Raw genomic sequence first — 19,416 nt, forward strand, 5'->3', positions numbered from 1 at the left:
AATCGAGATGGGATTCCTCAACGCGCTGCTGGGCCGCACCAAGCCGGTGCAGCCGAATCTCGATGTACTGTTCGCTGTTCCACCCGCTGCCTACACTCTGCAGGCGGCGCTGGACGTCCACCCGACCGGGGCTGGGGCCGTGTGCTTCAAACAGGCCGAGGGCGCCGGCGCAAGACAGTCCGAGGCGGAGATCCTCGATCTGCTGCACCTCGAACCGACCATCGCAGTGGCAGTGACGATCGACGAATTCGGCTACACCTGGATCACCTGCCGGCAAGACACCGCAGACTTGTCCGCGTTGACGACCGCGCTGCACGCGATCAATTCCACTCTGTCCGACAACGGTTTCGGCCCGAACCTGCTGTGCACCGTCATCGGCTTCGCCACCGCTGACCTCCCGCCACACCGGCTCGGCTTGGTTTACCTTTTCAAACGGGGCACCGTCTACCCGTTCGCGCCCTCCGGCGAGCAACGCCGCGACAACGCCCTCGAACTCCGAGCTCGCGCAGCACTTTCCGGCGAACTCCCCATCGAAGCCGAACTCGAGCGCTGGTTCCCACTGTGGGATGCGCCTGTGCCGTGACGACCCCGTCGCGGTGGCGCGGCGCATTGGCCCCGCGCTGCCACTCCCGGCGCGCGTGGTCCTGTGGAACGGCCCGCCCGGCATCCGTGCCCGAGTCCGTTCCCTTTCGCCCGGCCACGTCGCCTCGGTGCCGGATTCGTGGTCGATTCCGCCTCTCATTGATGCCCGGTACCGTGGCACGGAAGTGCGGACAGACGGAGCGGCTTTCGATCAGGGCAGCATCGCAGCCAAGCCGCATGACCGGCAGCGGGGCTGCTCGCGTCGATGCGCGTCCGAATCAACCGGTGTGGTCGGGGAGTCGGAGTCGTTTGAGGGCCGAGGCGTTCAGGGCGACGATGATGCTGGAGCCTGACATGGACGTGGCGGCGATTTGCTGCGGCCTCGGTTACGCGGCTGTGCCGGTGCCGAGTGTTTTCGTGCGCCGGATGTATTCCTCCTCGTCGATCTCCCCGCGCGCGTAGCGTTCGGCGAGGATCTGTTGGGGGCTGGGCCCGTGCTGTTCCGGAATTGTGTTCGGAATGGTTGAGCTGCTGTTGCCGCTGTAGCGGATCAGGGCCACGATGCCGGCCCCGATGAGTGCCCAGAAGATCACCATGCCGATGATCATGAGTGCATAGCCCCACCCGCTCAGACCGTTGCCGTACCACATCATCATCGTCGTCTCCTTCGCCTTGTTCGCAGGTTGGTTGCGCACCGTGCCGAGGGCAGTGCACGGCGGTGCGCGGAGGGTCACATCTGCATCGGCATCGGGCAAATGCCCTGTTGGTGCAGCCACATCATGATCGAATGCATGACCTGCATCATCGGCGATTGCATGTCCATCGTGGTTGCTCTCCTTGCCTCACCTGCCCGTGCCGGACAGGCACTACTACTTGCGCTACCCGGCACGAGCGGGGCAACGGCAGGGTGCTCAATTCCGGCCGGGGCGGCCCACGTCGACCATCATCACGGCCGTCATCAGCGTGCAGCCCAGCGCGACGAGCAGTAATCCCGACGGCATCACCCCGGTAACGACCAGGACCAGGGCGATCGCGATGATCAGCCCACAACAGGCGATCATCACCGCGCCGTGCCCGCGATGCCCGAACCCCTGCGCGCGCTGCAGTCCCCAGCCTGTCGATGGCTCTTGCGCGTGCATCGCGAACTCCCTGCATCAGATGCTCGAGCCGGTCGCTCGAGTTCACCCTCAGCTTGCTTCGGGCGCGTCTGGCCGGACAGAGCCGTCCAGACCTTCGTCCCGGGGCCGAAAGACCCACCGGGCGGCCCGATACCGCCGTCGGTGGCCCCGGGGGCGCACCGGGGCAAGCACGGCTCGGAAGTGGTCAGGAAGATGAAAGGGTGGTTTTTCGTGCGGTGAGGACTACTGCTGCGGCGAGGCAGGCGAGGAGGGCGGCGAGAGCGAGCAGGCCGGCCCCGAGGGTGGCGGCGGTGGCGACGATGCCGACGAGAAGCGGACCGCCCGCATCGCCGAGTTCGCGGCCGATCTCGGCGGCTCCCATGGTCTGACCGAGTCGGTCGGGCGGGCTCGTCGCCGCCAGGTGCGCGAATCCGAGGGGAGTGATCACTCCGGCACCCGCACCGAGGATCACCGCGGCGCACACCGCGCCCGCTACCCCGGGCAGGAGCGCGGCGGCGGAGGTTCCGACGGCGGCCAGGAGAAGTCCGGCGGCCATGCCGGATCGGTCCCGCAGCAGTCCCCGGTCGCGGGCACGTCCTACGCGGGGTTGAATCAGCGCGGCGGTGGCGGCGAGTATCGACACCACGGCGCCGGTGGCCAGCGGGCCCAGGCCGTGGCGGGCGCCGACCGCGGGTAAGAATCCGACGCCGACCGCGAGAGCGGCGGTGGCTCCGGCCAGAGCGGCGGTCGGGCGCAGGAACGAGCCGCTGCTCAGGCGGCGTGCCAAATCCACAACCGTCCGGCGGGTTTTCGGCATGACCTCGACGGCGGGCACGGTGACCGCCGCCCATACCGCCACTACCGCGGCGAGCGCCGCGAGTGCGGTGAAGAGCAGGTCATAGCCCCCGACGGTGACGAGGACGCCGCCCAGCAGCGGGCCGAGGGTGTAGCCCAGTCCTTTCCACGCGCCGTAGCTTCCGAAGGCACGTCCGTGTGCGGCGGCCGGGGTCAGGCGGGCGACCATAGCCCCGGCGGCCGGGGAGAACGCGGCAGCGGCCGCGCCTTGACCGAATCGTGCGAGACCGATCAGGCCCGGATTGCCGACCAGCGCGAATGCGGCGGACGCGAGCGTGAACGCTGCCAACCCGCCGAGCAGCACGGGTCGTGCGCCGACGCGGTCGGCCAGCGTCCCGAATACGGGTTTGAGAAGTACCTCCGCCCCGTCGTACACAGCCAGTAGCAATCCGAGTGTGAGCAGACTCGCATGCTCTTGCCTCGTATATCCGGCGAGCCCGGCAGCGATGCTGTGCGCGCCGAACGCGGTCACGAATCCGGCCGCGTACAACGGCCACAGCCGGGCTCGTTTCGCGTCGGGTCGATCGCCGGGGAAAGCGGTCATCGCGACTCGTGTTGCGTGCCAGCGGGTTCGGTGCCGGTGAGCAGAACGTGCAGTGGAGTACGAGCGGCAAGAGCGACAAGCCGCGCCAGTAATGGTCGTGCGAGGTAGAACCCGAGAAGACCGATCACGGCTCCGAGGGCGAGGCCGGCGAGTACGTCTTGCGGGTAATGCGCGGCGATGTACACCCGAGCGAAGGCCATGACCACCGCGGCCACGGCGGCGAGTACCGCGAGGCGTCGGTGCACCAGCCACAATCCGGCGGTGACCGCGCCGACCATGACCGCGTGGTCGCTGGGGAACCCGGCATCGGTACTGCAGTGCAGAATCACGATGTCGTGCAACGCATGACACGGCCGGGTCTCGTCAACGGCGGCGGCGATCGGCTGATTGACCGCGAGCGCGGCCAGTACGCCCAGCGGCGCCCACACCGCAGCCACCATCCGGGCGGGATCGGCGTCGCGGCGGGCGGTCCACCATCCGGCTGTCAGCAGCAGTGCAAACAGCACCACCCCGTAGTCGGCGTAGCCGGACACGATCGGATGCAGCCACGGCGTATCGCGGGCAAAGTCGTTGACATCGTAGAAGATTCGCGTATCCACGCTCACCGGCGCTCCTCGGTTCCAGGGCTGGGTCACATCTGGTGCAGGGCTCGAAAGACCCGCTCGGTGTAGTCGGCCAGCCGATCGGAGCAATGCTCGAGTTGTTGCTCGGCTACGACGGCCGCAGGAGCGCCGAACACATCGCGCGCCTTGATGTCGCGATGCCAGCGCCGGAGCCGTTCGAGACTCTGTTCCTCCTCCTCGAGCTCGGCCATCGTGAATTTGGCCTTGGCGATCTCCTTGTCGATCTCGGCATCGAACCGGGTGCACTCGGCAAGGAACTCGGCCCACTCCTCTGTGCGTTCTCCCGTGAACATCGTCTCCAGTCGGGTGGTGTCGGTGTCGGCGTGACCGGTGGCATCGAGCACCAGCACCTCACCCTCCCCGCGTTGCGCCAACGCGATCACCCGTGTGATTCCCTCGGCGAACACCGGAACATCGGGCACCACCCATACGCCCTGCCCGACCTGTAGTGCGCCCACGCGGCGCAGTTCACGCCACACAGCCACCCGATGCCGCGACGGCTCCGCCGGCACGCGTACCAGCAGAACAAGCCATCGGGCGACCGTCTCGTTCTTTGTCACGAAGAGAAATGTAACAGGCGTTACTTAGCCTCCTGTAGCAGACGGCGGCACGCCGACCGGCGGACGACCGGAGCTACGTGGCTGGCGAGGCCGGCGAAGGTTGTCAGACTGTGGCTGCGGGACGGGACGAGCCGGCGACAGCCAGCAGATATCCGGCGACGGCGAGCGAAGCGAGGAACGCCAGCCCGCCCAGCGGTGGATTCTGCAGGTAGGGGTGGCCGATGGCGCCGAACACGGACAGCTTTGTGAGCCATGTCGGCCAGGCGAACATGGGAACCAGCATCATGAGCAGGTAGGACAGTCCCAATCCGGCAGCCAGGACGGTCACCGCGAAGCGGGGCCACCAGGCGACGAGCCAGGCGCCGACGCCTGCCAGCCCCAGCGCGAACAGCGCCACGGCCGACATTGCTCGCAGGATGGCCGAGGCGTCGATGTCGCCGCCGACGACGCGCATCGCGATCAGCATGCCGGCCGTCGCGCCGACGATGACCACGGCCACACCCGCGAGCAGGGCGGCGATGCGCTGGCGGATCAAGGCGGCGCGCGAGAGGGGCGTCGACAACAGCACTGCGGTGCGGCCCTCGTCGAGGTCGCTCACCCAGGCGGCGACCTGTGTGACCACGAATGCGGCGGCGATCGGTGCGGTGAATTCCGCGACGTATCCGAGGTACTGGTCGGCGGGGCTGAATCCCGGATCCACTTGCAGCATGCGGCGGGTCACGTCGAATTTGTCCCACATCTCGGTCACTTCGGGCTCGAGCCAGGCCATCAACCCGACACCGGCCGCGGCGGCCACCGCCCACAGTGCCAATCCCGCGCGTTCGCGTACCAGAATCGCCGACCAGAGGCGGTCCAGCAGTCGTCGCTGCACCCGCGCAGGTCGCCGAGTCGGACCTGCTCGCCATTCCGTCAAGGCGGACCCGATGTCGCGCCGGGTGAACACCCACGCCGCAACTCCGGTCACCGAAGCCGCCCCGGCCACGATCGCCACCAGTGACGCCGGGTCGAATCCGATGCCGGGGACCAGAGCGCGGAAGTCTGTGAAGTAGTAGAAGGGTGAGACGAACCGCAGCAGCGCCGGCGATCCGAACCGTTCCCACACGTTCGTGTACAAATACAGCGCCACCACGATCAGTGCCGCCACCGCGCTCGCGGTTCGAGGGGTGGGAGCGAGCTGACCTGTCAGTGTGCCGATCGCGTATCCGGCGAAAGCGCATGCGGCGCAGCCGAGTCCGGTCGAGAGCGAACCGGGGACGTTCGAGTCGCCGCCGACGGCCATCGCCGCGGCCAGTCCCAGCCCGAGTCCCAGCCCGATCACCGCCAGCACCGCCGCGAACCCGAGCGCGCGATCGCGGACCAGCCGCAACCGGGACTGTCCGGTGGACAGCAGCACCTCGACCGCGTGTCCGGCCTCCGCTCCGCGGACTGCACCAGCGCCCTGTAAGGCGCTGTAGAGGGTGAGGAACAGGACGAGCAAGGTGACATTGTGGTAGGTCAGGTAACCGCCCAGGGTGTCGAGGCGGTCCGCGGGCCACCGCAGCAGCCGCATCGCCTGTACCCCGGGTTGCATGCTGTCGGCCATGCCCCGCGCCCCGCCCGCGAAACGGGCTGTCTCACTGCGGAATCCGCTCGCGATGGCCGTCATCGCCAGCGCGCTGCCCAGGATCCATGCCACGGTCCCGCGCCGGTGCGCGCGCACGGTGTCAGCGACCAGCCACAGGCTCGGCGGTGTCGAACTCACGGAGGAACACCTCCTCGAGTGACTGCTCGTGGCTGTCGAGCTCGATGACTCCCGTAGCGGACAGCATCTGCAACAGCGGCCCGATCGATCCCTGCACCGAGCAGGTCAACCGGTGATCCACGAGCCGCGGTTGGGCGACCCCGGGTACGGCGGCCACCGCGTCGACGTCCAGTTCTCCGGTGATCACGGCCTCTACGCGGTGGATTCGCTTGGCGCGCAACTCGTTCAACGAACCTATTCGCCGTACCCGCCCGTCGCGGACGAGTGCGATGCGGTCACACACCGATTCGACTTCGGACAACACGTGCGAGGACAGCAGCACGGTGGCGCCGGCGGCGGTTGCGCTACGGAGCATGTCGTGGAACACGCGCTGCATCAACGGATCCAGTCCGAGGGTGGGTTCGTCGAGGATGAGCAGGTCCGGTCTGTGCATGAATGCCTGGACCAGCCCGAGTTTCTGCTTGTTGCCGTGCGAGAGGTCCTGGTAGCGGCGGCCGAGGTCCAAATGCAGATTGCCGGCCAGTGTGTGCAGGTATGTCTCGTCCACTCCGCCCCGTAGGCCCGCCAGCATTCCCAGCACGTACCCTGCGGTGACCCTCGGCCATTGCACCAGCTCACCCGGCAGATAGCCGACCCGGCGCTTGATGGCGACACTGTCGGTATGTGAGTCGAACCCGAACAAGCGAGCGTGTCCGCGATCGGGACGGGCCAGATCCATCAACAGCCGGATCGTCGTGGTCTTTCCGGCACCGTTCGGGCCGACGAAACCGAACGTCTCACCGCGTCCCACCGTGAAGTCCAGATCGAAGACACCGCGGCCGCCACCGAAATCCTTGGTCAACCCCGAACAAGCGACCACCGGCACGGCCGCGACACCGGTGTCGGTATCGAAGGCCATGACGTCATCGTCAGACATACGTTCAGCAGCTGCTAGGGCACTACGACCCCGCCGCGCGAGTACGAGGCCACCACGGGCCGGCACTCCGGTGCCGGGGCTGGGAGCTGTCTGTTCGAGCCTGTGTAGGAGAGCGCCACGCCCACGCGGTATCTTTCGGAGATTCTCGACGATTCCGCGCAAGTGCCGGCACACCCCCGCCGAGCTCGCGACTGCACCGTCCGATGAAACCTGTTGCCGAGACGGCACTATGACCAACCTCCGGAGGGCCATGTCGACCGTTTACACCATCGGCCATTCCACCCGTGCCATCACGGAGTTCATCGGGATACTGCAGCATGTCGGCATCGGTGTGGTGGCAGACATCCGGACCGTGCCCAAGTCTCGGCACAATCCTCAGTTCCACATCGACCGGCTCGCGGGATCGCTGGCCGCCGCTGGTATCGACTACCGGCCGATGCCGGGGCTGGGCGGACTACGCAAACCGGCGGAATGTTCGATCAACACCGGATGGCGCAACACGTCCTTCCGCGGATACGCCGACTATATGCAGACGCCCTCATTCGAGGAGGCGATCGAGGAACTTGTCGCGCTGGCGGCGGAACGTGTCGTTGCCATCATGTGCGCCGAGGCTGTCTTTTGGCGCTGTCATCGCCGCCTCGTTGCCGACGCACTTCTCGTGCGGGGCATCGAGGTACAGCACATCATGGGTGCGGCGCAGCTGACACCGGCGGTGATGACAAGCTTCGCGGTGGTCAGTGGAACACGAGTCAGCTATCCGTCGATGCCCGGGTGATCGGGCGGGCCGTTCCACCGCGCGCGCGTCATGTCCACCCGGCTCCCGCGCATCGGGGTGCCTTCGGCGCGCAGGAGGTCGGCGGCGCTGCCGGCGTGGCACGACGCGGGCGTGCCGTCGGCGCGCACGACCCGATGCCAGTGGGTCTCGTCGGCCCAGGCGGTCATGACCCGGCCGATTTGCCGGGGACCGGCGCCGACCAGGTCGCCGATCGCGCCATAGGACATCACCCGGCCGGGCGGAATCTGGTCGATCACGTCGAGGACGCGGCGTGCGAACGCCGATATCGCCCCACTCCTTTCCCGACTCATTCGACTCGGATCGGCGGTCGCGTGGTGGCGGCGGTTCGGTGGTGCGCCGGGTGGTCGTGTCGGGGCGCGGGGGAGGGCCGACGAAACAGTTGTCTGTGTGTCGGGCGGGAGTCGTCGCGGGCGGGGATCTCGACCAGCAGGTTCGGCCGGTCCACCAGCCACCACAGGGCCCGGGCTTCGGCGACGGTGCGGTCGGTATCGCTCCTGCCGTGCCGGTTACCGGGACCTGCCGGTCCGGGATCGGGTGGTGCGGGAAGATGACGAATCGAAGTGATGTCGGATGGGAGGCGAGGAGCGGTGATGGAGAAATTCTCGGTGGACGCGATGGCGCGTGAACTGTTGCAGCGAGCCGGTGCGGCCGCGGCGGGGCGCGCCGCGGACACCCTGTACGGCGGGCACGAGCATCGGCTGCGGCAGACCGTGGTCGCGTTGGTGGCCGGCGCCGAGCTGGCCGAGCACGACAATCCGGGCGAGGCGACGCTGCTGGTTCTGCGCGGGCGAGTCCGGCTGCGCAGCGCGGACACCACATGGGAAGGACGCCATGGTGACCTGCTGGTGGTGCCGCGGGCCCGCCACAGCCTCGAGGCGATCGAGGACAGTGCAGTGCTGCTGACGGTCGCGAAATAGTCTGGCCGGCCGGGCCGTTCATCACGATCGGCACCGGGCCGAGTCGGGTCCCCGCGGTCGTCACCGGCTGGTGCACGCACCGATACGACGCCGGCGCCGGATTCGCTGGTCTCACCGGAACCGGTCATCGATCACCTCGCGGGGAAGCTGCTGGGGGGTCGGGTGGGTGATCAGCATGCGGATGCCATCCGGGTCGACACCGTCGACGAAGGTGATTCCGTTGCGGGTGTGGGTGTAGGTGCTCTTGTAGTGCTCACGCAGGCGACCCTCGATCCGATGTAATTCGGCCTCGCTGTCGGCCGACCAGACGATCTGCTCGACACCGATACCACCGACCGGTAGCGCGCCGTGATGCCGGCTCAGACAGAGGTACAGCTGGAAACCGGAGGGCGTCAGGAGCAGCGCGGCGTCTGGTTCCCGCAGTGCTTGCGAGCATTCGAACACCTCGCGGTAGAAGCGTATCGAACGATCCAGGTCCGATACCCGCATGACATACGACGTCACGTTTGTGGCCATATGAACCCACCTTCACTCTTCCTGCCTCGGGTGTCCGACCCGTCGGGCAGTGCACGAATCGGCCGATCCCGCATCATGATTCGGTTCATCGGCGTGTCCGGGCAGCCCTGCGGCCGAGTTCGGCGGCGAGCGATCCCGCGGCTCCTGTGACGGATGTAGCCGTCGTGGCCACCGTTGCCTGCCGGGACGCGTGCGACGGTGACGGGCGCTGCAGACAACGGTGAATCCCCTCTCGGTCGACATCCTCTCGGTCGACATCCTCGACGGGCATGGTGGTGACGTACCCCGGCCGTCGAACGATCGCGCCTGTCGGTGCATCGTTGCCGCGGCGCTGAGCGAGACGCCGAGGTGACGGGAACCGGAGCCGCTGCCGACGGGGTGCGCCGAGTGATCCGGCGGGGTGCGCCACCGCACCTTAGTTTATACAAAATTTGGATGTATAAATAGAGCCAGTCATGGGTCGGCGTTGTTGACGACCTGCTCGAGTGGTGGGGCAGGAGACCGGGACGGCTCGACTTGATGGCATCGAACGCTGGCTGTTCGACAAGGGCGTACCCGGGAAAAGGAGCTGACGCCCGATCCCGAGCGATGACTGCCAGTCGACTCGTGTGTGAATGTGGTTGGCGCCGGGCAACACTGACAGCTACCAGATTGTCAACGAAGCGTTTTGTCGAATGATCGCCACATGCGAACGGGCCGAGGCGCTTTCGGATCAGCAGGGCTGGAACGGGTAGCACGGGTGCGGCGGCGTGGCCGTCGTCGTCGGCTGGACTCGTTGTGGTGCCACCGCCGGCGCGGTGGTCACTTGCCCGGGGGTGCCGGTGCTGGTCGCTGAATAGGGCGGGCCAGGCGGGTCGGGGTGAGCCGGCCTCTCAGGGTCACCGATTCGCCGAGTTGCCAGTGTTCGGCTTCGGTGGGGGCGGACGCGGCAACCGTCTTATCCGAGGTGAGGAGTAGGGAGTCGCGTTTTGCCAGTTCACAGAGGCGGGCGGCTTCGTTGACAGCGTCGCCGATCACCGTGAATTCGTAGCGCTGCCGAGCGCCGACATTGCCTGCGACAACACGGCCCTCGGCGATTCCGATCGCAGCGACGAAATCCGCGGCGTCGGTATCGAGTCTGGCGTGGATCGCGCGGCCGCACGCCAATGCGGCGCCCGCTGCGTCGGGAAGCGTTGCAGGCGTGCCGAATACGGCCAGCGCCGCGTCTCCTTCGAACTTGTTGAGCAAGCCGCCGTGGCGCTCCACCTCGTCCACCACCACACTGAAGAAGCGATTGAGAATCGCGACCATCTCGGGTGCGGGCAGGGACGCGGCCATGGTCGTGGATCCGACGATATCGATGAACAGTGCGGCCGCCTCGACTTCGACGCCGCCGAGCGCGGCCGTGCCTGTCAGTGCGGCGTTGGCGACCTCGCGCCCTACGTGCCTGCCGAACAGGTCCCGGATCTGCTCGCGTTCGCGCAAACCGCCGACCATATTGTTGAAACCGCTCTGCAGTTCGCCCAGTTCGGTGCCGTCGTAGACCGCCAGTTCCAGATCGAATTCGCCCTTCTCCACCTCGCGCATCGCTCGGCGCACACCACTGATCGGGGCGACGGTCGCGGCCAGCGTCTGTGTCATCAGCAGCAAGCCGATCAGCAGGGTCGCACCGCCCAGCGAAAGCACGCACACTGCCAACCGGGCCGTGCTCACATCGTCGCTGCACAAAGCGAGCACCGCGAGCACCATCAGGCCCGCCACCGGGAGACCCGAACCGACCATCCACATCAACAACGATCGCCCGACGACGCCGATTCCGCGGCGGGAACGCGACTTCCGTGCCGAGAGCACTCGCGAGGTCACCGGTCGCAACGCGAATTCGATGATCAGATAGGTACTCGCGCACACCACAACCGCGCTGAAGGTGATCCCGAACGCGACCTTGGCGATCAGCCCGGGGTCGGCGAGTCCGGCGAGCAGCGTGAGCACAGCCACACCGCCGAACCACAGCACCGCCTGGATCCGCACCAGTCGCCGCGGCACTGCTGCGGCGGCGGTTTGTTGCCGTTCGGTGGGCACCGCATCCGGGTCGAGGGCCCAGCCCAGCGCGCCCAAACCGCGCACAGTGCCCCACCAGACGCCGATCAACACGGCGACCACGGCATATACCGGGGCGGCGACGGCATCGACCAAGACGATCTTCTCAGCGAAGACGGAAGGTCCGGGGAGGACGAAACCGATCAACGTGATCGAGACGAATACACCGGCCAGGTTGGCCAGCACGATCGGCACCGTCAACAGCAATTGCACGCGCAGCCGCCGAGTTCCCGCGGCTTCGTCCTCGCGTCCCAGCAGCCGCGACCCCCAAGGCGCCGCCTCGAGTGGGGTATTGCTGCGCGGCATACTCGGCCCGCCCTTTCTGGATCTACGTCGTACCGAGGGCCGGGTCGCCCGAAACACACATACTATGTCTCCGGCTCGCCTTGTCGCGCTGTGCGGAGCAGGCCAGGCCGGTCGCCGCACGACGCATCTGCGTGGACGAGAAAAGCCTCACCATGTGGCGAATGCAGGGAGTCACGCGCAGGTCGCTACCCCAGTGGCGCCCAGGTGTCCGCGTGTACATGGCGGCCACGTCGACGCAGAAGTGCAGGCGGCGGCGAACCGATCGTTCAAGCGGGAAGAGTGTCGCCGGGGAACCCGTGGCACGGGTGTACCTCGTAGTGCATCATTCCGGCTTGCACGCACGGGTCCTCGGCGAGGATCGCGGTGGCCTCTCCGGCAGGGACGGTCATGATCGCGACGCCTGCGATGGTGTCGGAGGCGACCGGGCACAGGACGGCGATCACGCCATCGGATCGAAGCGAGACCATGCGGCGCTGGTGTTCTAGTTCGATTGCGTTCGCGCCGTCCATGTTTCGGTTCGGTCCCCAGTGCAGCACGGACAGGCTGTAGGGTTTCGCGGTCGCGGCCAGCGCTTGAATCTGTTCGTCGGTCACGGTCGTGTTCAATGCTGTCTCCTCAGGTCGGCCGTGCTTTGCCTCCGCGACGATAACTGCCTCGGGATCATCGGGCAGCGGATCGAGTGCCGCGATGGCAGTTGGCCAGGATCGCGTCGTGGATGAACTGCGACAGTCCCGGGGCCATGTTGTCGTAGTTGAGGCCGAGCCGGACAATTTCGTGCGGCCTACCACGGACACCTTCTACGGTTCCCCCAGTTCGAGCCACTGCCATTTCATGCGACCTCGCACAAGGCGCTCGGAGCCGGTGAATCCGCTGACAGTAACCTCTCCGATACCGACTGTAACGAGCAAGTAACGGTCAATGTCTACTCTGACGCGGAAGAAATCGCCAAGGGTAAAGCGAATAGGTACATAAAATGCATCGTTCCCGCAGCGTACATCGCACGTGCTGGTGACCGGGCCCCAACAAAACCGATTTGTCGCAGGAAAAGATGTCTGAACCTTGGTCATTCAATTCAGAGGACATGCATCTCCGTATCTGGCTGGGCGACATGGCCTTCGATTACATTGCCTCTTCTGTGGCGGTAGCCAATCTGATCAGCGACTGGCGTCGGAGGCCCTGGTACGCAATCGAACTGATCCGGATCGGCTACGACAATCCGCAACTGCCACGGTTGCCCTGCGCTCGATTGTTCCAAGGGCCATGAGAACGGGACACCTGGCAGTGGTGTCGAGGTGTCGGACATGTCGGCCTTTCGTGTCAAGGGATTTCGCGGGTGGCTGCCACCTCGCTGGGCACGGTCGTTGATATCGACCGAGTGGGCGTCAACGGATGCCGCCTGGGGCGTGAGCGCATCCGACGACATTGCGAATCGCCTCCGCGGTCGCTTCCGCCTTGTCCCCTGGTATCGCCTGGCGGGCGCTGCGCCACGCGCACAGCCACGCGCACAGCGCCCCTGAAGCTGTCACCGAGGCGCGGCGGGCGGCCGTAGCCGCCGAGCAGTCAGCGCAGGAAACCACGCGCGCCAACGCCCTTGCCGTCGAGGCGAATCGGATCGCGCGCGGATATATGCGCATTTACTGGTTGGCGGTGTGGCGCGCGTCGCCCGATGAGGTAGCCGTGCGGTGCGAGGCGTCATGTCCGTCGCAGCGGGTCCGATGTCCCGGGCCGACGACGGCCGCGGTGCCTCGTGCCCAAAGACTCACGGCGAGTGGCCCATCCGCCCTTTCCGAGGTGTGTCGGGGCGGCGCACAGTGAGGTTTGCCGCCTCGGTGTGGCCGAGGCGGGTGAGTCCTGTCGCTACGCGGAGTCACCCGGGGGTGAATCGATCGGAGGGTAAGGGCTATGGCAACGAATAGGGCGCCGTCGCAACGTTTAACAGTTGTGATGGTGGTGGCCGCGGTGGCGGTCGTGCTGGCCGCGGTGGCGTTGTATTTCTCACTGACGCGTGACGGCGGGGATGACGGTGCGGCGTCGGGAAGTTCGACCGCGGCTACGCCGGTCGTGCCGGGTCTTCCTCCCGAGACCGCATCATCCTCGCCGGAGAGCACGCCGGGTTCGCCGACGACCGGGTTCGCCTATCAGCCGCTGTGGCCGTTCGCCGGCGTCGAAGATGCGGCGGCGTGGCAGCGGGCCTACCGCGAGGGCGGGCACCAGCCGTGGCGGCTCGACGCCGCCACGATTGCGGTGATGTTCACCCAGCAGTATCTCGGTTATCGGAATGTCGACAAGGCGGTGACAACCGACGTGCGGGGCGAACAGGCATGGGTGAGTGTTGGTTTCGACAATCCGGGCGGTCGTCCGGCGGTCGCGGCTGTCCTGCACCTGGCCCGCATCGGCGCGGGCGGCGACGCGCCCTGGGAGGTGGTCGGCAGTGAGGACAGCACACTCACCGTCACCGGCCCGGCGTACGGCTCGACGGTGCGGTCGCCGGTCGTCGCGAGCGGACGTATCACAGGGGTGGACGAGAGTCTGCGCGTGCAACTGCGTCGCGTCGACGCCGCGCGACCGGTGGGCGAGGTCACCGGGATCGCCGCCGGCGGCACCGACAGCCCCTGGCAGGCAACGGTCCCGTTCACCGCGGCCTGCCCCGGCACCCTGACGCTCGCGGTCTCCACCGGCGGCCACATCGCCGAAGTGGAACGCTTCGCCGTTACCGGGGTGCGGTGCTGACCGGACCGGAGTTCTCCCCGCGCGGACATACGTCACCGGTCCGTCGTGGGCTCGGCAGCAGGGCAGCGCCTACGAGCCGACAACTGCCGGCCGATGCTCCGGCAGCACGGTGGCCAGGTAGGTGCCGCTGACCCCGCCCCTGCAACGCACGAGATACGCCCCAATCCGGTCGGCGTCGCCGGGATGTCACTGCGCGCGCTCGTCGGTTTCGGCGGCCGATCGCTGACGCTGATCATGGTCCGCGGCGCAGGGCGCTCGACGTACCGACGCAGACAGGCGAGAACCGGCTGGAACAGTGTTCGATGTCGTTGCAGGTCTGTGGGCGCAGCTCTGCTCAGTTATGTCCGCAGGTAGCTGGCTGCCAGCGACCAGAACATTGCTCGATTCAGTTGGCGGAAGTCCCACCCTTCGACCAGGGAGTGCAGGTTCGCCACCAGCGCCGGTACATCGAAATCGTCGCGATGCGCGGTCCCTGCGTGTTCCAACTGCCTGATCACGTATTCGGTCGCTGTTTTCGCTGTGGCGCTGCTGTCCATCACCATTCCGTCTCACTACCCGGGGGCCGCCGTCGGCCGTGGCGCACGCATACCCGGCGACGGAGACCGCAAACAGTCCGATGTGGGCACGGGCGAGCGTGCCTGGCGAAAGCTGTCACTGAGGCAGAACGCAAAAAGGCAAATGTGGTCGTGATCACCGAAGAGTTTTCGGTATCCACTGCGGCGAGCCCCGATGCCGGGGGTATCCCGGAGGGCACCGACCCGGCCGGTCGGGCAGATGCCGGGACCTGTTGGGGTGAGAGGCTGATCGCGGCGGTTGCCGACGACCGGGGAGATTCAAGGGCAGCAGCGCGGATTCGGACCAGTCCCGTGCCCTGCCCGGCGGGGCGCATAACCCCGCTACGGGTCACATCATCATCGGCATGTTCGGGAACATACGGTTCCACCAGTCGCGGAACATATCCATGAGTTGATTCATCATCATTGCTGTTCATCTCCCTTCATCAGCGATGTGCTCGGCATACCCCCGTACGCACACGTTGCACGTCGTACTTGCGTTCAACGCGGGATCAGTTCGTGCTGGATGTGCCGGGCAGTTGGACGTGTTCGGGTTCGGTGTACTGGATGTAGGCGGGGTCGTGGCCGGCGGTCCAGGCGTCCCGCGTCGGCGAGTCGGCGCAGGCACAGTCGACTCGGCGGGCTCCCTAACTCACCTGGCCGCTTTGCGAACCGGCACCCAGACGGACCCAATCGCCGGCCTCCTCGCCGAACTGGTTCAAACCGCCAACTCGGCCACCGCCTGTTTCGCCGAAATCACCTCGGTGATGCGGAGCGCGGAGTCACCCGCATACAACGCGGCCTGATCCGCGCACGCTGCCGGCGCATCCTCGGTCGGCACCATGGGACTGAACAACGGCAGCCGTGGGCGTTGCAGGCGTAATATCGCGCCGTTCAGCCTCTCCGGAGTTACCCGCGCCAAAGGGCCACTCCAGGCATTGATCAGCGCAGGCACCCGCCGCGCTGCACCGTCCTGACCGCACCACCGCGCAGTCACGTTGTTCGGCACCACGCGATGGCGTGCGGGCCACCCGAGCCCGAACACCGTGGTCTCCAGAGTCGTCCGCGCCTCCAGCACCCGGCGCCGGTATTCGGGGTGAGCGCCGGACTCGTGGGTCAGCAAGAACCGAGTGCCCGCAACGACCGCTACCGCGCCGGCGGACAACGCCGCGGCTGTGTCCACGGCGGCGGCAATCCCTCCGGCGAGCAACACCGGCTTGTCGTGGGCAATCGCAACGGCGCGCGGGAGGAATTCGAGTGCCGGAACGGTCCCCACCAGATGGCCCCCTGCCTCTCGGCCCTGGGCGATCAAAGCATCGACACCCCACCCGACGGCAGCGCGGGTTTGCTCCTCGGTGCCGACCATCGTCAGTACGAAGATCCCGGCGTCGTGAAGCTCACGCACCAACGCGCGATCGCCACCGAAAGCCATCACGACCGCGTCGACTCTCGAGTCCAGACAGGCCCGGACGTGATGGCGACGCGCGAACGGCATCAGCAGATTCACCACCACAGCCCGCTCGGGAGCCTCTTCACGCACCCGGCTGATCGCGGCGCGCAGTTCGACTGGGGGCATCATGCCGATGGTCCCGAGCCCTCCAGCCGCCGCAACCGCGGCAGCGAGGCGCCCGCGTGCAATTCCTCCACCCATACCGGCCTGCACGACAGGCACATCCAGGCGGAGCCGATCCAGAAGATCCACAGGCCCGACTCTATGTGCACGTGACCGCCGGCGTGCGCTGCACCCGAGTCACAAAGTCCGGTCGCCCACGCTGCATCGAAACATCGGTCTGTGCGCTGGCCATGGCCTTCCGCGTGTACCGCGACTTCTTCAGCGGCGCATAGGAATCGGCGGAGACGGCGCCGCAGGCGCGTCCAGGCCACGACTCGGTCGAAGGTAGCGAGTCTCGGCGCGTTCACTCAGCCGGGGTGGCGGGCGAGTGCCTGTAGCCAGTGCAAAGTCGGTGTCGATGCGATGGCGCGGATCAGCGGTGCGCATTGCTGCGCGCCTGCGCGCGGATGAGCTGGTCGGCGGTCCACAGCGGTTGCAGCATGTGCCAGTCGGCGGGGTGGGCGGCGATTCCGGCGGCGAACCGGTCGGCCAGAGCCTGAGTGGTCTGCTGCGCTCCGCCGGTGGTGGCGATCGGTGCGCCGACGTGAAATCCCCAGCCGGACGGAGTGAACCAGCAATGTACCGGCAGCAGCGGTGCGCCGGTGTCGATCGCCAGCCGGGCTGGACCGGCGGGCATGCGCGCCGGCTCGCCGAAGAAGGTGACCGGCACTCCGGCACCGGTCAAATCGCGTTCACCGAGCAGCCCGACTGTCCGTCCCTGCCGCAGCCGCGTGGCCAGCAGGTCGAACGGTGGGGCTGTGCCACCGGTGAGCGGGACGATCTCGAAACCCAGACGTTCACGGAACCGGACGAAGCGCCGGAACAGCGATTCCGGCCGCAGTCGCTCGGCGACGACGGTGGGGGAACCTATCCGTTGCACCAGCCAGATCCCTGCCACGTCCCAGTTGCCGCTGTGCGGCAACGCCAGCACCGCGCCGTGTCCGCGGGCGAGCGCCTCGTGGATATGTTCGAGTCCGGTGGCTGCGGAGTCGACGGTCTCGGCCAGGCGCATCGGATCCATCGAGGGCAACCGGAAGGTTTCGCACCAATAGCGTGCGTAGGAGCGCATGCTCGCGCGCACGAGGTCGTCCGGCACCTCCGAGGGGGTAGTGCCCAGCACTCTGGCCAGGTTGCGCCGTAGCTGAACCGGACCACCGTCTCTGGTCGCGCGATCGGCCGCGAGACCGAACAGGCCCATCGCCCACTGCTGCGGCAGGGCGCGCACCAACTGCCAACCGGCCGCGTAGCCGAGATCGAGTGCGCGATCCTTCCAGGTCAACGCTGGTCCTCGGAGCTCCATCGGCGCTCCGCCTCCGCTCGTGTGGTGCGATCTCGTCGTTCTCCGGAACTGATCATCAGCCGTTCGTCCATGGTGGGTCGCCGGTGGCGGATGCGGCGTTCCTTGCGGGTCATAGCGACGTTCTGCCTCAGAGGTGTATCAGCCGCGTCCCGGTGTCCATGATCTACTCCTGCTGCAGGGTGAAGGCGTCCGCCATCGCGGAGTGGGCGGTACGGCTGTCGGTGGATGTAAGGATCACGCGTCGCACCGTGACGGCGGAATTGGAGCCGGCGACGTACATCGTGTTCCGCAACCGGAACCGGTACGGCTCGCGGCTGATCGAATGTTCTGCCACTGTCACCTGCCGTGGCGGTGGGGACCACCTGCCCGGATCGTAGACGATCCGATCGACCCGGCCCAGCCGAGTTGTCAAGGCCGCCAACAGTTCTGGAAGCTCGGTAGCGAGATCGGTAGACCTGGGCCACCACGCGCCGTCGATGTAGTCCGAATGGCGGTCTTCCGGCTTCAGCCGCATTGGCGGTGGATGGTGGGTGGCCGCAGGTTCGCGAAGTCGGTTCGAGGGTTGAGCCGGGGCGTTCGAGGTGGTTCGGGCAAGGGGTCGAGATAGTGCCGGTTCGCTTCCGGGAAGGCCTTGGTCTTGTGCGCGAATGTGTGAGCGATTGCCATCGTGGCCGGTCCTTTGCTCGTCGAGATGGAGCGTGGCGGCCGAAATAATCGGCACTCGACCTGTGCTCGATTCCGCATCGACGGCTCGGGACGCTGTGGTCGGTGCTGACAGATATGCGGTCCCTCCAGTAGACGCCCATGTAGAGGTGATGTCAACGCTGTAGGTCTACACTTCATCGCTACAGCATTTCCGGCAGTGAGCGAGGCTGTGCCATGGACGAATCGTCACCGGACCGCCAGGGTTTCGCGGACAGTACCCACGCGGATCGTGCCGCGAACGGTCGTGTGGCCGGCCAGGTTACGCGTGCCGGCGTGCTGGCGGCCGCACTGGCGATTGTCGATAACGACGGCGTCGAGGGGTTATCGATGCGCCGTTTGGCCGACGTGGTGGGCCGGGACCCGATGGTGATCTACCGGCATGTACCGAACAAGGCGGCGGTGCTCGACGGTGTGGCCGAGCTCGTCTTGGGGCAACTGAGAGTGGACAGTTCCGACCCGGATTGGGGCGGCCGATTGCGGATAGTCGCTCGCGATTTCCGCGAACTGGCGCTGTCACATCCGCGGGTGGTGCCATTGCTGGTGACGCGACCACTGGCAACGCCGCTCGGGCAGCGTTCCCAGGCGGTGTTACGGCCGCTGGAGGACGTACTGGCATTGCTCACCCGTGCCGGTTTCTCCGGCGCCGACGCGCTGCACATCTATCGCGCTCTGTTCGGTTTCCTTTATGGCCATGTCCTCAATGAGCTGCAGGAATTGGTGGAACGTCCGGAAGAGTCCGACGAAGTATTGCGACTCGGCCTGCATCGGCTGCCGGTCACCGAGTTCCCGTTACTGCGCCAACTCGCGCCGGTGCTGGCCGACTACGACGGTGAAGCCGAGTTGGAACGCGGGCTCGACATCCTGCTGGCCGGCCTTACGGCCACCCTGCCGAAGCCTGGCGAGGTTGCCACTGCACTCGATGTCACCCCCGACAGGGGTAAGACGTGACCATCGAGGTTCCGGTA

General features: G+C 66.9%; 20 protein-coding genes. 5 read left to right on the forward strand and 15 right to left on the reverse strand.

Annotated features, from left to right (window positions below; genetic code table 11):
- Positions 1 to 7: 7 nt before the first annotated feature.
- Positions 8 to 583, forward strand: a complete 576-nt coding sequence (pspAB, locus tag NN2_RS13125) for a PspA-associated protein PspAB (RefSeq protein ID WP_063013468.1) — start codon at positions 8 to 10, stop codon at positions 581 to 583.
- 385 nt (positions 584 to 968) lie between these two features.
- On the opposite strand, the gene NN2_RS13130 is transcribed toward pspAB, so the two are convergent.
- The 7 genes from NN2_RS13130 to NN2_RS13160 form a co-directional block, all read right to left on the reverse strand.
- Positions 969 to 1,358 (reverse strand): SHOCT domain-containing protein, encoded by a 390-nt coding sequence (locus NN2_RS13130; protein WP_369689957.1) that lies wholly within the window; start codon positions 1,356 to 1,358, stop codon positions 969 to 971.
- 135 nt (positions 1,359 to 1,493) lie between these two features.
- Positions 1,494 to 1,721, reverse strand: a complete 228-nt coding sequence (locus tag NN2_RS13135; protein ID WP_063013470.1) for a hypothetical protein — start codon at positions 1,719 to 1,721, stop codon at positions 1,494 to 1,496.
- A gap of 184 nt (positions 1,722 to 1,905) precedes the next feature.
- Positions 1,906 to 3,099: an MFS transporter gene (locus NN2_RS13140; RefSeq protein ID WP_063013472.1), complete on the reverse strand. Its 1,194-nt coding sequence runs from the start codon at positions 3,097 to 3,099 to the stop codon at positions 1,906 to 1,908.
- On the reverse strand, positions 3,096 to 3,704 hold the full coding sequence (locus NN2_RS13145; protein ID WP_063013581.1) for a phosphatase PAP2 family protein: 609 nt from the start codon (positions 3,702 to 3,704) through the stop codon (positions 3,096 to 3,098). The genes NN2_RS13140 and NN2_RS13145 overlap by 4 nt, the downstream gene beginning before the upstream one ends.
- Positions 3,705 to 3,730: 26 nt before the next feature.
- Positions 3,731 to 4,282 carry a Chromate resistance protein ChrB gene (locus NN2_RS13150; RefSeq protein ID WP_063013474.1) on the reverse strand — a complete coding sequence of 184 codons (552 nt, stop codon included), beginning with the start codon at positions 4,280 to 4,282 and terminating at the stop codon, positions 3,731 to 3,733.
- A gap of 103 nt (positions 4,283 to 4,385) precedes the next feature.
- Positions 4,386 to 6,023, reverse strand: coding sequence for an efflux permease Rv1217c-related protein (locus tag NN2_RS13155; RefSeq protein WP_063013476.1), 1,638 nt, complete (start codon positions 6,021 to 6,023; stop codon positions 4,386 to 4,388).
- A complete protein-coding gene (locus tag NN2_RS13160) occupies positions 5,986 to 6,939 on the reverse strand; it encodes an ABC transporter ATP-binding protein (protein ID WP_063013478.1) in 954 nt (317 codons plus the stop codon). Before NN2_RS13160 ends, NN2_RS13155 begins: the two co-directional genes overlap by 38 nt.
- A 250-nt stretch (positions 6,940 to 7,189) precedes the next feature.
- On the opposite strand from NN2_RS13160, the gene NN2_RS13165 reads away from it, so the two are divergent.
- Positions 7,190 to 7,714 carry a DUF488 domain-containing protein gene (locus tag NN2_RS13165; RefSeq protein WP_104364874.1) on the forward strand — a complete coding sequence of 175 codons (525 nt, stop codon included), beginning with the start codon at positions 7,190 to 7,192 and terminating at the stop codon, positions 7,712 to 7,714.
- Here the strand turns inward: NN2_RS13165 and NN2_RS13170 are convergent.
- Positions 7,693 to 8,025 carry an MGMT family protein gene (locus tag NN2_RS13170; RefSeq protein ID WP_063013485.1) on the reverse strand — a complete coding sequence of 111 codons (333 nt, stop codon included), beginning with the start codon at positions 8,023 to 8,025 and terminating at the stop codon, positions 7,693 to 7,695. The genes NN2_RS13165 and NN2_RS13170 overlap by 22 nt on opposite strands.
- A 300-nt stretch (positions 8,026 to 8,325) precedes the next feature.
- Here NN2_RS13170 and NN2_RS13175 point away from each other — a divergent pair, with 300 nt between their 5' ends.
- Positions 8,326 to 8,652: a cupin domain-containing protein gene (locus NN2_RS13175; RefSeq protein ID WP_063013486.1), complete on the forward strand. Its 327-nt coding sequence runs from the start codon at positions 8,326 to 8,328 to the stop codon at positions 8,650 to 8,652.
- Positions 8,653 to 8,763: 111 nt separating this feature from the next.
- Here NN2_RS13175 and NN2_RS13180 read toward each other — a convergent pair whose 3' ends face one another.
- The 3 genes from NN2_RS13180 to NN2_RS13190 all read right to left on the reverse strand — a co-directional run bounded on the left by NN2_RS13180 (position 8,764) and on the right by NN2_RS13190 (position 12,155).
- Positions 8,764 to 9,168 carry a VOC family protein gene (locus tag NN2_RS13180; protein WP_063013488.1) on the reverse strand — a complete coding sequence of 135 codons (405 nt, stop codon included), beginning with the start codon at positions 9,166 to 9,168 and terminating at the stop codon, positions 8,764 to 8,766.
- A gap of 801 nt (positions 9,169 to 9,969) precedes the next feature.
- Positions 9,970 to 11,550: an adenylate/guanylate cyclase domain-containing protein gene (locus tag NN2_RS13185; protein ID WP_063013490.1), complete on the reverse strand. Its 1,581-nt coding sequence runs from the start codon at positions 11,548 to 11,550 to the stop codon at positions 9,970 to 9,972.
- 266 nt (positions 11,551 to 11,816) lie between these two features.
- Positions 11,817 to 12,155 (reverse strand): YciI family protein, encoded by a 339-nt coding sequence (locus tag NN2_RS13190; RefSeq protein ID WP_063013491.1) that lies wholly within the window; start codon positions 12,153 to 12,155, stop codon positions 11,817 to 11,819.
- 1,297 nt (positions 12,156 to 13,452) lie between these two features.
- On the opposite strand from NN2_RS13190, the gene NN2_RS13195 reads away from it, so the two are divergent.
- A complete protein-coding gene (locus NN2_RS13195; protein WP_245658684.1) occupies positions 13,453 to 14,280 on the forward strand; it encodes a Gmad2 immunoglobulin-like domain-containing protein in 828 nt (275 codons plus the stop codon).
- Between the two features lie 338 nt (positions 14,281 to 14,618).
- Here the strand turns inward: NN2_RS13195 and NN2_RS13200 are convergent, their stop codons facing one another.
- The 4 genes from NN2_RS13200 to NN2_RS38545 all read right to left on the reverse strand — a co-directional run bounded on the left by NN2_RS13200 (position 14,619) and on the right by NN2_RS38545 (position 18,260).
- Entirely contained in the window at positions 14,619 to 14,816 is a 198-nt protein-coding gene (locus NN2_RS13200) for a hypothetical protein (RefSeq protein ID WP_030517066.1), read from the reverse strand.
- A gap of 736 nt (positions 14,817 to 15,552) precedes the next feature.
- A complete protein-coding gene (locus tag NN2_RS13205) occupies positions 15,553 to 16,536 on the reverse strand; it encodes a nitronate monooxygenase (RefSeq protein ID WP_063013493.1) in 984 nt (327 codons plus the stop codon).
- 283 nt (positions 16,537 to 16,819) lie between these two features.
- Complete coding sequence (locus tag NN2_RS13210; protein WP_063013495.1) at positions 16,820 to 17,725, reverse strand: phosphatidylinositol mannoside acyltransferase; 906 nt, start codon at positions 17,723 to 17,725, stop codon at positions 16,820 to 16,822.
- 184 nt (positions 17,726 to 17,909) lie between these two features.
- Complete coding sequence (locus tag NN2_RS38545) at positions 17,910 to 18,260, reverse strand: DUF5994 family protein (protein ID WP_063013497.1); 351 nt, start codon at positions 18,258 to 18,260, stop codon at positions 17,910 to 17,912.
- A 365-nt stretch (positions 18,261 to 18,625) separates the two neighbouring features.
- Between NN2_RS38545 and NN2_RS13220 the strand changes: the two genes are divergently transcribed.
- Positions 18,626 to 19,399, forward strand: a complete 774-nt coding sequence (locus NN2_RS13220) for a TetR/AcrR family transcriptional regulator C-terminal domain-containing protein (protein WP_063013499.1) — start codon at positions 18,626 to 18,628, stop codon at positions 19,397 to 19,399.
- Positions 19,400 to 19,416 lie beyond the last annotated feature (17 nt).

Source organism: Nocardia nova NBRC 15556 (genome assembly GCF_001613005.1).
In the GTDB taxonomy this organism is placed as follows: domain Bacteria; phylum Actinomycetota; class Actinomycetes; order Mycobacteriales; family Mycobacteriaceae; genus Nocardia; species Nocardia nova.